Origin of the sequence: Rahnella sp. PCH160 (assembly GCF_047784855.1) — a bacterium.
Taxonomy (GTDB): Bacteria; Pseudomonadota; Gammaproteobacteria; order Enterobacterales; family Enterobacteriaceae; genus Rahnella.
Genome location: NZ_JBLOGT010000003.1, coordinates 51,156 through 64,934 on the forward strand (window position 1 = coordinate 51,156; position 13,779 = coordinate 64,934).

General features: G+C 49.1%; 17 protein-coding genes. 11 read left to right on the forward strand and 6 right to left on the reverse strand.

The window, feature by feature from the left end; translation table 11 throughout:
• Positions 1-162 precede the first annotated feature (162 nt).
• Positions 163-303 carry a hypothetical protein gene (locus tag ACM5QY_RS25760; RefSeq protein ID WP_416123474.1) on the forward strand — a complete coding sequence of 47 codons (141 nt, stop codon included), beginning with the start codon at positions 163-165 and terminating at the stop codon, positions 301-303.
• A gap of 29 nt (positions 304-332) precedes the next feature.
• Here ACM5QY_RS25760 and ACM5QY_RS25765 read toward each other — a convergent pair whose 3' ends face one another.
• Entirely contained in the window at positions 333-662 is a 330-nt protein-coding gene (locus ACM5QY_RS25765) for a hypothetical protein (protein ID WP_416123475.1), read from the reverse strand.
• 778 nt (positions 663-1,440) lie between these two features.
• Between ACM5QY_RS25765 and istA the strand changes: the two genes are divergently transcribed.
• The 4 genes from istA (at position 1,441) to ACM5QY_RS25785 (ending at position 4,820) form a co-directional block, all read left to right on the forward strand.
• The gene (istA, locus tag ACM5QY_RS25770; protein WP_416121155.1) at positions 1,441-2,985 is read left to right on the forward strand and encodes an IS21 family transposase; all 1,545 of its coding nucleotides are present in this window, start codon (positions 1,441-1,443) and stop codon (positions 2,983-2,985) included.
• Between the two features lie 13 nt (positions 2,986-2,998).
• A complete protein-coding gene (gene istB, locus ACM5QY_RS25775; protein WP_416122809.1) occupies positions 2,999-3,739 on the forward strand; it encodes an IS21-like element helper ATPase IstB in 741 nt (246 codons plus the stop codon).
• Positions 3,740-3,876: 137 nt separating this feature from the next.
• Entirely contained in the window at positions 3,877-4,266 is a 390-nt protein-coding gene (locus ACM5QY_RS25780; RefSeq protein ID WP_416123476.1) for a phosphoribosyltransferase, read from the forward strand.
• On the forward strand, positions 4,266-4,820 hold the full coding sequence (locus ACM5QY_RS25785; protein WP_416123477.1) for a hypothetical protein: 555 nt from the start codon (positions 4,266-4,268) through the stop codon (positions 4,818-4,820). The genes ACM5QY_RS25780 and ACM5QY_RS25785 overlap by 1 nt, the downstream gene beginning before the upstream one ends.
• A 25-nt stretch (positions 4,821-4,845) precedes the next feature.
• Here ACM5QY_RS25785 and ACM5QY_RS25790 read toward each other — a convergent pair whose 3' ends face one another.
• Positions 4,846-5,490 carry a hypothetical protein gene (locus tag ACM5QY_RS25790; RefSeq protein ID WP_416123478.1) on the reverse strand — a complete coding sequence of 215 codons (645 nt, stop codon included), beginning with the start codon at positions 5,488-5,490 and terminating at the stop codon, positions 4,846-4,848.
• Between the two features lie 43 nt (positions 5,491-5,533).
• Complete coding sequence (locus tag ACM5QY_RS25795) at positions 5,534-6,166, reverse strand: hypothetical protein (RefSeq protein WP_416123479.1); 633 nt, start codon at positions 6,164-6,166, stop codon at positions 5,534-5,536.
• A 351-nt stretch (positions 6,167-6,517) separates the two neighbouring features.
• Here ACM5QY_RS25795 and ACM5QY_RS25800 point away from each other — a divergent pair, with 351 nt between their 5' ends.
• Complete coding sequence (locus ACM5QY_RS25800; RefSeq protein WP_416123480.1) at positions 6,518-6,676, forward strand: hypothetical protein; 159 nt, start codon at positions 6,518-6,520, stop codon at positions 6,674-6,676.
• 281 nt (positions 6,677-6,957) lie between these two features.
• On the opposite strand, the gene ACM5QY_RS25805 is transcribed toward ACM5QY_RS25800, so the two are convergent.
• Positions 6,958-8,196, reverse strand: coding sequence for an IS110 family RNA-guided transposase (locus tag ACM5QY_RS25805; RefSeq protein ID WP_416121892.1), 1,239 nt, complete (start codon positions 8,194-8,196; stop codon positions 6,958-6,960).
• A gap of 331 nt (positions 8,197-8,527) precedes the next feature.
• Between ACM5QY_RS25805 and ACM5QY_RS25810 the strand changes: the two genes are divergently transcribed.
• Both ACM5QY_RS25810 and ACM5QY_RS25815 read left to right on the forward strand, forming a co-directional pair.
• Complete coding sequence (locus ACM5QY_RS25810; RefSeq protein ID WP_416123481.1) at positions 8,528-8,764, forward strand: hypothetical protein; 237 nt, start codon at positions 8,528-8,530, stop codon at positions 8,762-8,764.
• 461 nt (positions 8,765-9,225) lie between these two features.
• Entirely contained in the window at positions 9,226-9,741 is a 516-nt protein-coding gene (locus ACM5QY_RS25815; protein ID WP_416123482.1) for a GNAT family N-acetyltransferase, read from the forward strand.
• 148 nt (positions 9,742-9,889) lie between these two features.
• On the opposite strand, the gene ACM5QY_RS25820 is transcribed toward ACM5QY_RS25815, so the two are convergent.
• Positions 9,890-10,105: a hypothetical protein gene (locus ACM5QY_RS25820; protein ID WP_416123483.1), complete on the reverse strand. Its 216-nt coding sequence runs from the start codon at positions 10,103-10,105 to the stop codon at positions 9,890-9,892.
• A 490-nt stretch (positions 10,106-10,595) separates the two neighbouring features.
• Positions 10,596-11,546, reverse strand: coding sequence for an alpha/beta hydrolase (locus tag ACM5QY_RS25825; RefSeq protein ID WP_416123484.1), 951 nt, complete (start codon positions 11,544-11,546; stop codon positions 10,596-10,598).
• Positions 11,547-11,656: 110 nt separating this feature from the next.
• On the opposite strand from ACM5QY_RS25825, the gene ACM5QY_RS25830 reads away from it, so the two are divergent.
• The 3 genes from ACM5QY_RS25830 (at position 11,657) to ACM5QY_RS25840 (ending at position 13,488) form a co-directional block, all read left to right on the forward strand.
• The gene (locus ACM5QY_RS25830) at positions 11,657-12,058 is read left to right on the forward strand and encodes a MarR family winged helix-turn-helix transcriptional regulator (RefSeq protein WP_416123485.1); all 402 of its coding nucleotides are present in this window, start codon (positions 11,657-11,659) and stop codon (positions 12,056-12,058) included.
• Positions 12,059-12,387: 329 nt separating this feature from the next.
• Complete coding sequence (locus tag ACM5QY_RS25835) at positions 12,388-12,783, forward strand: plasmid partitioning/stability family protein (protein WP_416123486.1); 396 nt, start codon at positions 12,388-12,390, stop codon at positions 12,781-12,783.
• 456 nt (positions 12,784-13,239) lie between these two features.
• On the forward strand, positions 13,240-13,488 hold the full coding sequence (locus ACM5QY_RS25840; RefSeq protein WP_416123487.1) for a DNA polymerase III subunit theta: 249 nt from the start codon (positions 13,240-13,242) through the stop codon (positions 13,486-13,488).
• The last annotated feature ends 291 nt before the right edge of the window (positions 13,489-13,779 follow it).

A 13,779-nucleotide genomic window follows, 5' to 3' on the forward strand; every position in this document is an offset into this window, starting at 1 on the left:
GCTGATATATAACAACATAACAGACATAGAAAAATACCCTCAAAACGGTATTTTTTTAATCAAAATAGGCATTTAACGGAAGGTTTTGTCTTCTAATCAAATTTTCAGACGATAATTTCCCTCTTACCGTACAGTTGGACCTCAAACCCCGAGAACTGCAACATGCGCAAAAAAGGTCAATCAGCGATTGTCGGCTTAGCCGTAACGCTGTTCCTTGCGATGCTGAAACCACACCGTGCAGGGGGTGATATGAATTTTAACACCACCATTAACGCTCCGGTGACAGTGATCCTGGCTCGCTGACATACCGTCCTCCGGGGCGGTTTTTTGCTTTAGTTGCCGACCTTTCGCCCGGCCCAACACACGCGTTTGCAGATCCATGTGCATCCGTTTATCACCGCGCTGGACAATCCCATTTTCATCGGTGTAATAGCATAGACCCATGCCCCAGCGACGTGCTGAACAGCAAGTCCGGCAAGCCATGGGAGCAAGAATTTGCACACCAGTAGGGCGATGATTACCAGTGCCACGATGATAAACAGGCGGGCACCAAATCCAGGCTCATTACTCTGGTAAAGGTTCAAGAGAACCTTTACAACATCACCGATGAACCACAACAGGCCAAGGTTGGCCCACTCAACATTTTTAATCTTATCGAGCATTTTTATTTCTCCATTTTGGATTTTTGAATTCCCTTAAAACCCTTCTTCAGACGTGCAGCATCGCCCCGGCTATTCAGCCAGGCTGGGTTACTCGCGTTTCAGGTGCCAGATAGCGACAACAGCTCACGCGCAGAATCATGGATCCTGTGGTTCGTTGTTGTGTCTGGGAGTTTAGGGAGGGGGTGCGGACAGGTTTTAGCTGCCCTTAACTATAGTATAGCACATATTGGTAAATCGTTCCACTTATTTTTGTTGTTTTGATACTCCATTTATGTTAAAGCGGTTCAGGTACTGTATATTTTCATCTTTCGGAATGTTCTTAATCACGCTAAGTTGTTCTCTTACTCAATCATTGCGGTAAGGGAATACATATGAATGTGAATATCAAACCAATCTATGGCAACTGGGATACAGGGTATGCTATGGATAAACATATGATTAGAAGTACATATTTAGGGGATAACGAGTATGGTCGCGCACAGTTTCACAATGAGCGCACAGAGGTTGGCGAGGCGCTTTATCAGCTGAAATACCAGTACTGCATATTCTGGCCTATCGTGAACACTCATTCTGGCAGAACGTGAACGCACTTTCTGGTTTCGCGTGAACGCGTATTCCGACGGAAAATACCACGATTTTGCACCATGGCCAGAATCACTGTTCATTTTGCCAGAATCGGTGTTCACCTGACCGGAATTGCTGTTCACGTTTCCAGAATCATTCTTAACGCATTGATTTTTGCTGCTATATCTATCCCTTTCATTACAGGGGGTGATATATGCCAAACAAGAGAATCGCAATGCGTAAAATCCATGAAATTTTAAGGCTGCGTTTTGAGGTCGGCCTGTCATTCCGTCAGATAAGCCAGTGCGCCGATGTCAGCACAGGTGCCATCCAGAAAATGCTCAAACGCCTTGAGGCCTCCGGGATCTCCTGGCCGTTACCAGAGGGGATGTCAGAGCCCAGGCTTGCCAGCATGCTGTATCCGGACTCTGACAGTCGTCCCGGTGCGCTGGAAGATCCTGACTGGGCTAAAATCCATATGGAGTTGCGTAAGAAAGGCGTCACCCGCCACCTTCTGTGGGAAGAGTATTGTCAGCGGATGCCGATCCGGGCGTACAGCTACTCACAGTTCTGCTGCCGCTACCAGACCTGGTCCCAGTCACAGAAGCGCTCCATGCGCCAACAGCATCTCGCTGGTGAAAAATGCTTTATCGACTACTGTGGGCCCACGGTGGCGGTTATCTCACCCGAAACCGGTGAGTGCCGGCAGGCTCAGATCTTTGTGGCGGTGTTGGGGGCATCAAACTATACCTTCGCGGAGGCCACGTATACACAGTCGCTACCGGACTGGCTTCTCAGCCACGTCAGGATGCTGGAGTTCTTCGGCGGCGTTCCCGAAATCCTGGTCCCTGATAACCTCAAAAGCGGGGTTAATAAAGCCTGTCGCTACGATCCCGAACTGAATCCGTCCTACCAGCAACTGGCGGAGCACTATCAGGTCGCGGTAATACCGGCCCGCCCCCGAAAACCCAGAGACAAGCCGAAGGTGGAAGTTGGCGTTCAGATCGTTGAGCGCTGGATCCTGGCCCGACTGCGGCATCAGGTCTTCTTCTCGCTGGCAGAACTGAACCACTGTATCCGTACGCTGGTTACGGATCTCAACGAACGCCCCTTTAAAAAACTGCCCGGCAACCGCCGGGAAGCCTTCGACAGGCTGGACAAACCTGCGCTCAGGCCGTTACCGGTACAGCCGTGGCGCTACCGGCACATCAAAAAAGCGAAAGTGAATATCGATTATCACGTTGAATATGAACAGCACCATTACTCTGTGCCGCATCAGTACGTCGGCAAAACGGTGGAACTTCATGCCTTCGACAACCTGCTGGAGGTCTGGGCTGAGGGCCTGATGATCACCAGTCACCCGCGGCGTCTTCATCCCGGTAACAGCACCGCAGCAGAGCATATGCCGGAGCGTCATCGCCACCATCAGCAGTGGACGCCAGAGCGGTTGAAAAACTGGGCGGCAGGCGTGGGCTCCGACACGCTCAAGTGGGTCAGTGAGCGTCTGGTGGAAAAAGCGCATTCGGAGCAGGCCTACCGCCTGTGTCTGGGGTTACTGAGCCTGACGCGCGAGTATCCTTCTGAGCGCGTCAACAACAGCTGCCGGCTGGCTAATGCTGAGGGGCTAACCCGACTGAAGCAGATAAAATCGATACTGAAAAATAATCGCGACCTTGTTCCGGCGGACGGCGATCTGCATCCGTCTCAGGAACTTCCTCAGGAACATGAAAACATCCGTGGCTCACGCCACTTCCACTGAAACAGGGAACTCGATAATGCCACATACGCTGATGAAACAGCTGACTGAAATGAAACTGATGGGAATGGCAGCCGCGCTGTCCTCACAGATGGAACAACCCGGCACTTACGAAGAGCTCTCCTTCAGGGAAAGGCTGGCGTTGCTGGTGACGCGTGAATCTCTGGAAAGGGATCAGCGCAAACAGAAACGCCTGTTGCAAAAGGCCCGGCTGAGGCTTGAAGCCTCGGTTCACGACATCGACTATCAGCCGGTGAGAAACCTGGAGCGTTCGCGGATCGCTCAGTTAAGCCAGAACGAGTGGGTGGTCAGGGGGCAGAACCTGCTGATAACGGGTCCCTGCGGCTGCGGTAAAACCTATGTAGGCTGTGCGCTGGGCAACAACGCCTGCCAGCAGGGTTACAGCGTACAGTACTGGCGACTGAGCCGGTTGCTGGTTGAACTGACCCACAGCCGGGCAGACGGCAGTTACCGGAAACAACTTGCTCAACTGTCCAAAACGCAGTTGCTTATCCTGGATGACTGGGGTCTCGAACCGTTACTACCAGCGCAACGTAACGATCTGCTGGAACTGATGGACGACAGGTACGGTAAGAACGCCACGGTCATGATAAGCCAGCTGCCAACGGATGAGTGGTACGGTTGCGTTGGAGATAACACATTGGCGGACGCGATCCTTGATCGTCTGATGCATAACTCGCACCGTCTGGAAATGAAAGGTGAATCGATGAGAAAACGACTGGCACAGGTTGACTAAAAGTGAACGGTCGGTGTAATAAAAAGAAGTTAGGGCGCGTTAGGAAATAACGCATTCACGTTCAGCCGGAACGACCGTTCATCTTCGCCAGAATACGCAAGTACGACTGGAACCAGGTTGAACCTCTCGCGCAGTGCTTGTATGACAACGCATTCCCCCTGTTTCAGGGCGTGCAGCTCATCATCCCGATGGCAGCATCTAATCCAAGAACCCGACAACCCGTTTCCGCTATAGCTGAATCTCTGGCCGAGAAAATTGATCCCAGCATGAACAGTTTTGACGGCTTGATTGTGAAACAGTCTGGCGGGCCTTCACTTAAAAATCTTCATACCAGAGAGGAAAAACTGGAGGCCGTGGCTGACATGTTCTCATATCAGCCCCTGATATCTTCTGAAGGGTCTTACAATGCGCTCATCATTGATGACCTTTACCATACGGGCGTGTCGATGGAGGCGGCAGTTGCGGCGCTCCGTGGCTATAGTAAAATAAACAAAATCTATGTCGCTGCTCTGACCTGGAAACCCTAATGAAAACTGTTTTTGTCGCTGGTTCGATAACGATCAAAAAATTAGACCCTCAGATAGTTGAGAGGCTAAAAAAAATTGTCGATCAACAATTCCGTGTTGTGGTTGGTGATGCTACAGGCGTGGATTCCTCTGTGCAGCAGGAGTTATTGCAGATGGGGTGCAGCGAAGCAACGGTCTTCAGCAGCTCGCCTAAACCGCGTAATAATCTCGGTTCATGGCCTGTTCACGTGGTTCATACGGATCACGCACCGGGAACCCGCGCCTTTTTCACCGCAAAAGACATTAAAATGGCGGAAGCCGCCGACTATGGTCTGATGGTGTGGGATACAAAAAGCCCGGGTACGTTAAGTAACGTCATTGAGCTTTTATCACGAAAAAAATATTCTGTAGTCTTTATCAATAAGACAAAAGAATTTGTTGTTATCAAAGAACCGACTGATATTGATTATCTGGTAAACCGCATGTCAGCTTCTGCACTTGAAAAAGTGGAAGAAAAAATAAAACTATCGGAAAGACTTTCTCGACTTAAAAATCAGCAAATGACGCTTATCTGAATTTAATTTTTTAAAAATAAAAACACTAAGGGCGGTTATCAACTGCTCTCCTGTGTTTATCCGCAACACGTTTCGCGCGGATTTCCATACGGCGTAGTGCTGCTTCAGATTTAAAAATCCGAATCTGTTTCACTCGTTCTCTGATGGACTTCGACGGATTAAACCCACCTTCCCATGAGGTATGCCTGATCTTGAACTCGCGGCAGATGTCTTCTGAAAGTTCGACAACGTAAAGACCGTGTGCTGCGTACAGTTCCTGTCGCTTTGCGTAATAGCCCTGAAAATCGGGCGCATCCTCAAAGTAGCTGTCATCAAGACTGGCAAGTTCGGTGGTCACCTGGGCGCGTTTGGACTCAATACTGTGAAGCCTGTAAAGCATATCAGTATCAAGGTATTTATAATCGCCTTTCACCGATGAAAGCTTCAGCTCAGGTTTTTCATAAGCCATACTCATTTCTTTCTCTGTCTGGTCGTATATTCCCTCATTGCCTGAAAGAAATTCACATTCAGCGATATACTTATCAAGGATGAAAATCAGCTGAACGATAATGTACCGTTCCTCTCTTCTGCGTTTCTTTTCTTCCAGCACGGCTTCTTTAACCGTGTTAAAAATCAGAGGAGCAGCAACTGCCGCCGCCGCCCCTAGTAAAGCCCACGTTTCTTTTTCCATCCGGTTGTCCTTGTGACGCTGATCCGGTTGCTTAAGCATTACCCTATGCATTAGACGACTGAATCACAGGATTGAAAACGCTGTGCAGTATTCGAAGGAAATTATTATCATCTAAAGGTAGAACGGAGTTTTTGATAATACCTATAGGTTTATTGTTATTGAACTCGGTGATGATTATCGTCCAGCCTTTCTCTTCAGAATACTGCAACGTATACTGCTCATTGAGCGACCATTTGTAATCATTGCCCGGTAAAATTGACATCGTACCGTTGTCAAAAACACTTCTTTGAGAAACATTAGTTTTCAGAACAAAACTAATCATCTGTTCATCAGGTCGACAGTGATTAGACCGAATAGAATCGGATGGGGGAAGTGTCAGTGACACATGTTCTTTTACAAACGTCATTGAAGCGATGCTGCATTCAATCGGCTTGTTTTTGCTGAAATACTCATCAGTGATAATTTTGCCATCAATAGTCGTTGACTCCATATCAATAAGACACTCAAGCCCGTTTGATATAAATATTGACTGTACCAACACTGATAAATCGTTAAAAGCAGACTCAATTATCTGTCTTTTATTTTCAGTTGCTTTTTTGTTCGAGTTAAAAGTCTCAACTTCTTTTTTTAGAAAGTTTGCATAATCTTCGCTTGTTGCTTCGCGTGAGGTAATCATTACAGCTCCTGTGAAATCCCGTTCTGACCTTTAGCGGTTATAAGCCATATCGCTGACGCTTATCAAGCATAAAGTAACTGCGCTCAAACAATAACCACCCCTCCCGCGCCCCTGCGTCACAACATGCTGTGGCCTTCCCTGCCCTCTGATACGACATACAGTGAACGCGGCGCGGCCACGTGCGGCTTTCCGGGGCGCTTCGCGCTGACAGTCACATTTTGCGATTCGGGTTTACTCCGGTATAAGGAAGTTTAACCGAATGACCGATCACCTTTTGCCGGGGTTTTTGTTCTGCCCTTGTCATCGGGGGCGGATTACACTGAAAGCCGGTCACACCACAGGAGAACGATCGTGGTAAAAAAACTGAAGCACATGGAACTCAACGCGCTGGAGCGCGACATCTTTGCCTCACAGCACAACACGCTGAACCTGAAGCTGCAACTCCTGGCGGAGGAGTACGCGCACCTTTACGAGGGGTCTGAAGTCCAATGGAACGAAAACGTACGTTAGTGAAGTAACTAGCTGATATATAACAACATAACAGACATAGAAAAATACCCTCAAAACGGTATTTTTTTAATCAAAATAGGCATTTAACGGAAGGTTTTGTCTTCTAATCAAATTTTCAGACGATAATTTCCCTCTTACCGTACGTTTCCGTACGGTTGGACCTCAAACCCCATTGACCTACTTACCATTTATTTACTCTTTAGATTGTTCGATAAATCTCCATCAGTCATAGGAACAATCGCGAACTTCCGCTTCACGCCCTGAGACATTCGACAAGCTTTTTATGGCTTCAGTAAGGGCGAGTGTCGCGCTTCGAGAGCCAGCAAATATTTTGCTTCGTCGTACTGGGTTCTGGTCTTCCAGCAGCGGTAAATGATCCTTATCCATTTGAAGGCAAGAGCCCGGATTGCAGACTGGTGAGATTTTCCTTTTTCTCGCAGTCCCTGATAATAAAGTCTGGCCCAGTATGATGAGTTAATCGTCTTCGCAGCCCATTCGACAAAGGTCTGCCTGACGAACTTGGCACATTGCCATCGCCAGTGAACCCATGATTTCTGGCCACTTCGTTCGGTCACCGGTGAAATACCTGCATAGTTTTGAATTTCTTCAGCGCTGTTAAACCGGTCACGGTTATCACCAAGTGCAGCAAGCATCCGTGGGCCCATACACGGCCCCATGCCCGGAAGTGATTTGAACAGCCCCGCATCTGGCAATGTGTCAAACAGCGTTTCGATTCGTTCGTCATAGGTTTTGATGATTTCACTCACGACTTTAATTTGTGTCGCCAGTGCTGTTGCCATCAAAGCATTAGCCTCTATAACACTCGGGTCTGTCGTCAATGGGATCGCATTATCAATACTCGCAACACGTTGCTCGGTAAGGGCCATTGCGCGGCCACCTCTGGCATTCAGAAAATTTCGGGTCGTGTCGCGCCTGGCTCGTTTCAGTTGTTGCAGACTGGGCCACCGGATAATCAACTCACACAAAAGTAAGCTACCCCGATGTGAGAACCACTCCAGTGGCTGAGGATAATACTGTTTAAGCGTGTTGATGAGGCGATTCACAAAGCGGCGTTTGTCTTCAACCAACTGACGACGTTGCTCAACCAGTTGCTGAAGTAAGCGAATATCCGCATTGTCGGGTTCAATAGCTTTTATCTTTTGGGGATAACGCAGCATTAACTCTAATGCCAGCTCTGCATCCTGCGGGTCATCTTTAGCGCCGCTGGGCGAGAAGGCTTGACGGTAACGAGCCAGGGACAAAGCGTGGACGGGGAAAACGGTGATAAAGGGATATTTTTGAAGAGCATATACCACGGGGCCCTTCTTCAGCTCGAGAGCTATGGCGATTCTGCCTTTTACTTTCTGGTGTAACTCAGTAAGCCAGGCATCAAGCGCTTCTGCTGTATGTTCAATCACATCGAATACGCGTTCACCGTTTTTAAACTGAACACAGACATCGTGTTTTTTATCCGCCCAGTCCAGACCAACGTGCGCAGCAAATTGATTAGTCACAGTCATCACCAACTCCTTTTTATCGGGGATTGGTATGCATTCCACGCTCTTCGAAAGAAATATAGCCAGCAGTTTATCTGCATGCCCTGAGTATTCGTTAGCGAACGTGGAGCACCTACTGGCTCGAAAGAAAAGCGGCGATCATCACGTGATTCTCGCTCAATACTCGTAACCAGCAAGCGCATACCCTGAATCACTTAATAGTGTAATTCTCAGGGTGCGAATGACTATATCTCGCTCTTTGCTGACCTGTGCAAGTTACCTTCTGGGGTATATTTTACGTTTTATTGCGCTCGAACAGAGGCCTAATTAATAGAAAAAATGGAAAATTAAATTTATGGCTAACATCCAATACAATCTAACCCGTGGAAGCGATGTCATCCGCGATGGGATGTACCTCGAACTTTCTGAGGCTGGAACATCCCCGCTCCGGCAAATTGCTGAAGTCTTCTATTCCGATGTAACTCATGAGTTCTCTTTTTCTTGCTACGAAAGATGCATCCCTCTGGAAGAGATTGAAAAGCTCATTCACGAAGCTAAAAAATTGCTTCCGCCAGCAAAGCAGGAATCTTGATGGGCCTGAACGTCTGCTGAGTGCCAAGAGCGGATATTTTAGAAAATTCATGTGGCCAGCATCAGTCTATTCAATAAAGGAGATGTATATATGGTTAAACACTTTTTTTTTGTGTATTTTCGCGCTTGTCGCTTTTTCTGTGGGTGCTGCAGATGATGGTGCCGGAGGTAAGGGGGCGGATGGTGGAAACGGTGGGGTGATGTCACAACCTGGTAAACCAGATGCAGACGGAGGGAGGGGCTCTGACGGGGGCAGTTCAGATAATTCACCAGGTAGGGCAGGATGCACAGGAGGAACTGATCCTGCTGAGAACGGCACTTTTTATCTCCCAGGAACAAAGGAACAATGCAATCCAGGTCCACAGGATTCAACAAAAAGTGCAAATTTTCTGTAATGCATCATATTCGTAACTGCTTTTATAATTAATGCGACTGGCTGACAGGCACGGTTGAGGAGACTCATTGGAGATAAAAAATTTGGATATGGAACTCAGTATCCGAGAAGCAATACGTTCTGATCTTGCGATCATTAGTGATTTGGCTCGCGAGCTCAATATCATCCATCATAAAGCGCGCCCAGATATTTATGCTGATGTGACTTTGAATGAGGGAGCAGATGAACCCCATTGGATGGAATTTATTGAAACTGATGATCATGTTGCGTTTATAGCCCTGCATGACTCTCTTCCCATCGGGTTTATTGCAGCGAACATATCAATACCCACAAGTCCACTTCTGAAGCCAGTCCCTGGTTGTAGGATTTGCTCAATATGTGTTCTTGAAACACACAGAGGGCAAGGAGTGGGTAAAGTATTGATGAACAGAGTGCGTGAATGGGCTCTAGCACGTAACGCGCAGGAACTCAGACTGGCTGTTTGGCATTTCAACAAGCCAGCAATCCGCATGTACGAGGAGTTTGGTTTTGAAGTTCGTGCGCTTGAAATGGGCATGACGATATCTTCTAAGGGGAAGGCCTGAGCGCCTGCCCCGTAACACATGGGAAGGTCAGTAGAGCATCATCAATGGCGATGACTATTCTGAACTTCCGCTCTTAGCTCATAGCGGCCTGGGATGTTCTTTACAGGCGCTTTGCGCCAAAACGGAAATTGCCACTAGAGAAGTAACGTTATCCAATAGGCTGAGCAAATTTCTTGAGTATGTTCTCAGCCAACTTTAACGCACGCTCGCGCTCATCTCCGACGCCAATTTCGCGCGATGCCTGCATGACTTTAACGAGTGTTTTAATCGTAAACTCCCGCTTTTCACCCAGAACGGTGAGCACCGCCGCTCCGATCTCATTACAGATGGCCTTGCCTTCAGTAAACTCATCTTGTTGAGACATAAGCTTCTCCTTTAACATTAATACACCATAAGTGTAATTTACCATAGTATCCGGGTACTGAATTACCATTGCTAAGACCCTAACATGCCGGATGTTTATCTTCTGACATGCCCCTGTTGATAGAGACACGATGTCATGTCTGCTCTTCGCTCTCAGCAGACCTTCAGCGCCACGTGATTGTCTGCTGTGTGCCAGGTATAGTCATTCACACCTCTGCTTATGTGGCCAGAATCGGTATGCCACTACATTACTCTGCCTCTTCACGTAGTTTCTTGCAGACCCTATTAACTGTAACGGCTCGCAATCTATGACGCCAGCTCGCATTCGACGACGGCGTGCTCACATTAACTGCAAATGAAATCATGTCTGTGTCGACGAACCGCTTCCGATTGAAGCCGCCTTTCAACGACTGCAAAAAACTCCATCGCCTCGGCATGGCTGCCAGCCGAGGCTATCTGTCGCACAACTCGGCAACGAGCTGCTAATCGCGCTAACGGTGCGTGACTGCCAACTGACGCGTGAAAAACTGGTTGAGGTGGCCAACCGCCTGATCGACGTACTCCGGGACGTCGTACATCTGGTAGTGGCGTGCGCCTGCGATTTCAAGGACCGGGTGCGCGGCTCGAGCCAACCCTGCGAGTCGGTAACCATCTTCAAACGAGCCGGTTGTGCCCGCCGAGTTTCCTGCAACGATAACTTGCACTGGCTGTGTGAGCAGGATTTCCGCCAGATGGAAAGCATCGAAGCCAAGAATTAACGCATCACTCAAGTAATGGCGGCGATTAGTGGAGTTTGCGTGTTGTCCGCGCTCGGTTCGGTAGTAAGTGATAGCCTGCAGCATATCGATGTCCTCTATACCTGCTGCCTTGGCCTCGGCCAACGTATCAGGGATCCATTGATGCAGTACCGGCTCGGCGCCGTGGGCTTCGTCTATCGCTTGCGCGGCTACGGTTTCCAAGAGACGCTTGAGGCTGTCACCTGCTGCAACCATTTTTCGAAAAGCATTGCCGATATCGCTAGGTACCACGACTCCCAAAGCCTTTACGCGATGGTCTATCATCGTTCCGGCTGCCGCGTAGCCGCCGCCGGCGCAAACACCCAGCATGCCAATACGCCCGTCGTCAACCTGGTTCTGGCGAATCAGGAAATCGACAGCAGCGCGCAGATCGGCGATACGGGCCGCCGGACTTTCCAGATCGCGTGGCAGGCCGGAACTCGCACCTTGATAGGTAGGATCGAATGTTAGAACGATGAACCCCCGCGCTGCCAGCGCGCGCGCGTAGTTGGCGGCGATCTGTTCCTTGACGCTGCTACCCGGCCCGGTGATGACAAGCGCAGGATAGCGCTTCATGGGTTCCCTTGGGGGAGGCATGTACAGGTCGGCGGCGATGGCAAAAGTGTCACGCGAAAATGTGGTGGCTCGGCATTGGATGGTGTTCATGGTGGTGTTTCCCAAGTAAAATACTATTGAAGATAAGATGGTACAATATGGAACTAGGTTATGCATAAACAATCACAGCTATGTACTATAAGTAAATACTGGCGGAATAGATGAGCGATCCTGCAAACATCTGGGCTCTGAACCACCGTGTACTTGGCCTCGTTATGAACGAATGCGCCGAACAACTTGCTTCGCTCAGGCTGGAAACGAAGGAATTTTTTGTACTTGGAGAAATTGAGCCCTGCCGCTATCCGGCCGAACTTTCCAAACGTTTGATGTTGCCAAAGGCCAGCGTGACAGTTTATTTGCGTAACCTAGTTGCAAAAAAATTCGTTCGACGCGAGATCGATGAGGGAGATCTGCGCCGACACCGGTTGGTGCTAACCTCAGAAGGTAGACGCGCACTCGACGCAGCAACGTTGGCGCTGTCTTCAAGCTTCGAGAAACGCCTGACGCGACTGAAGGTGCAGGAACGGGCTGAACTAGAGCGGCTACTTTCAAAACTTGTGTGACAGAAGCCCGCCGTTGGCTGAGTGGATAAATGGGTCAACTCGTAGTTGTAGTAGCTCGCGTTTCCAAACGGCTATGCTCGTATTCGATGCGTTTGCAGGCTCAAAGTAAACGTCTTCCCATCACCGTCTGTACGTAGCCTCCTCACTCTGCGAAAGCAGTTCCTGTTATTCTGGGGATGGTAACTACTGTGGACACTGTTAGCGGTTATATTGGGGGAAATCAATCGGTCGCGCTTGGGTCTACCGGTCGGTGGTCCGTCATGAGCAACCGACATAAGACATTCCTGTAGATTCGCTGCTGTAGTTGTGGCAGAGGTTGGACCGTATCCGTGACCGACAAACGTAAGAGGCTGACTGTCTATTTGCATCCTGAAGATGATAGTCAGGATGCCAGGGCAATGGACATCATCGAGTCAGTTCCCCTGCGAACCCGTGGCGAATTCTTCCGGGCAGCAATTGTGGGCGGAAGCGCGTTATACCAGTTGGATAAGCGTTTGCCGTATCTGCTGGCCATGTTGTTCGATGGTCAGCTTACCGCCGACCACCTGGTTGGCATCATTCAGCAGACAACGGGTTGGCAACCAACGACAGCCAGCATTCAGGAAGTCATTGCTGCCTGCGCCGGCCAGGTGACTGCAGCCCCCGCCATACCTGAGCAATCTGCCCGTACAGAAGGGGAAGAGCAGGCTCGCAATAATTTCAGACGTATGCTGAACAAAGATTGAAGCTCTTTTTCATTCAAATTTTCTCATTCAATCGTCTGACTCAAAATCTGGCTTGCATCTCCATCTATTAGTGATGAGGTTAATTATGTGGAAAACCCTGACGTCGACGTTGTCGAGGATGACCAGGATAGACCGACTAACATCGGAACAGCGTAAAGTGGTTGGCCGTCGATGTGTTCTAGGCAGCCTTGTGTTTGTTGTTATCCCGCTGAATATCGGATTCAACGGGCTGGTTAAAGCGATGTTTCATGTGCTTTTTGCACTGACAATGTGTGTCGGTGCCACCTTAGCCTTCGATGAGAAACCTAAAAAATAATCCCGGCAATACGGCAGGTGAGGGGCATTTTTTGGCTGTATAGCCCCTTGCTGTTTCGTCATACACTCAATCCATCCGCAATGTATCTCACTGCAGGTTCTTACTGTGGCGAGCCTTGCTGTCCGAAAATGAGGCATGACATGAGTTACAATCTCGCAGAACTTCCCCCGGAAGAACGGCAAAAAATGGCGGTTGATATGGCTGCCGCGACCGTTGCCTATAAGCTACGTTACGGCATGTCGGTCATTGTTGGCCAGATTGAGCTGGAGCAGCCGCCTGAGCTGAGAGAGTATTTCCGTGACCGCCTGGCTTACCATCGCAAGACATCAGCGACGCTAGGGGTGATCATGCCGCAGGCTTCTCTCTCGCCTGAAGCGCCGAAAAGATAACGCATGCTGATAGGGGGCCGCTTGGAAAAGGAGAAAAACCCTAGGTTTAGCCTGTTTCTTAAGCAGACATGACAAGCAGCTTTGAGCGAGATATAGTCATTCGCACCCTGAGAATTACACTATTAAGTGATTCAGGGTATGCGCTTGCTGGTTACGAATATTGAGCGAGAATCACGTGATGATCGCCGCTTTTCTTTCGAGCCAGTAGGTGCTCCACGTTCGCTAACGAATACTCAGGGCATGCAGATAAACTGCTGGCTATATTTCTTTCGAAGAGCGTGGAATGCATAC

Excerpts from the sequence above, each read along its gene's own strand:
- ACM5QY_RS25760 (WP_416123474.1), top strand. The coding sequence starts at position 163 with ATGCGCAAAAAAGGTCAATCAGCGATTGTCGGCTTAGCCGTAACGCTG.
- ACM5QY_RS25765 (WP_416123475.1), bottom strand. The coding sequence starts at position 662 with ATGCTCGATAAGATTAAAAATGTTGAGTGGGCCAACCTTGGCCTGTTG.
- istA (WP_416121155.1), top strand. The coding sequence starts at position 1,441 with ATGCCAAACAAGAGAATCGCAATGCGTAAAATCCATGAAATTTTAAGG.
- ACM5QY_RS25785 (WP_416123477.1), top strand. The coding sequence starts at position 4,266 with ATGAAAACTGTTTTTGTCGCTGGTTCGATAACGATCAAAAAATTAGAC.
- ACM5QY_RS25790 (WP_416123478.1), bottom strand. The coding sequence starts at position 5,490 with ATGGAAAAAGAAACGTGGGCTTTACTAGGGGCGGCGGCGGCAGTTGCT.
- ACM5QY_RS25795 (WP_416123479.1), bottom strand. The coding sequence starts at position 6,166 with ATGATTACCTCACGCGAAGCAACAAGCGAAGATTATGCAAACTTTCTA.
- ACM5QY_RS25805 (WP_416121892.1), bottom strand. The coding sequence starts at position 8,196 with ATGACTGTGACTAATCAATTTGCTGCGCACGTTGGTCTGGACTGGGCG.
- ACM5QY_RS25810 (WP_416123481.1), top strand. The coding sequence starts at position 8,528 with ATGGCTAACATCCAATACAATCTAACCCGTGGAAGCGATGTCATCCGC.
- ACM5QY_RS25820 (WP_416123483.1), bottom strand. The coding sequence starts at position 10,105 with ATGTCTCAACAAGATGAGTTTACTGAAGGCAAGGCCATCTGTAATGAG.
- ACM5QY_RS25825 (WP_416123484.1), bottom strand. The coding sequence starts at position 11,546 with ATGAACACCATCCAATGCCGAGCCACCACATTTTCGCGTGACACTTTT.
- ACM5QY_RS25830 (WP_416123485.1), top strand. The coding sequence starts at position 11,657 with ATGAGCGATCCTGCAAACATCTGGGCTCTGAACCACCGTGTACTTGGC.
- ACM5QY_RS25840 (WP_416123487.1), top strand. The coding sequence starts at position 13,240 with ATGAGTTACAATCTCGCAGAACTTCCCCCGGAAGAACGGCAAAAAATG.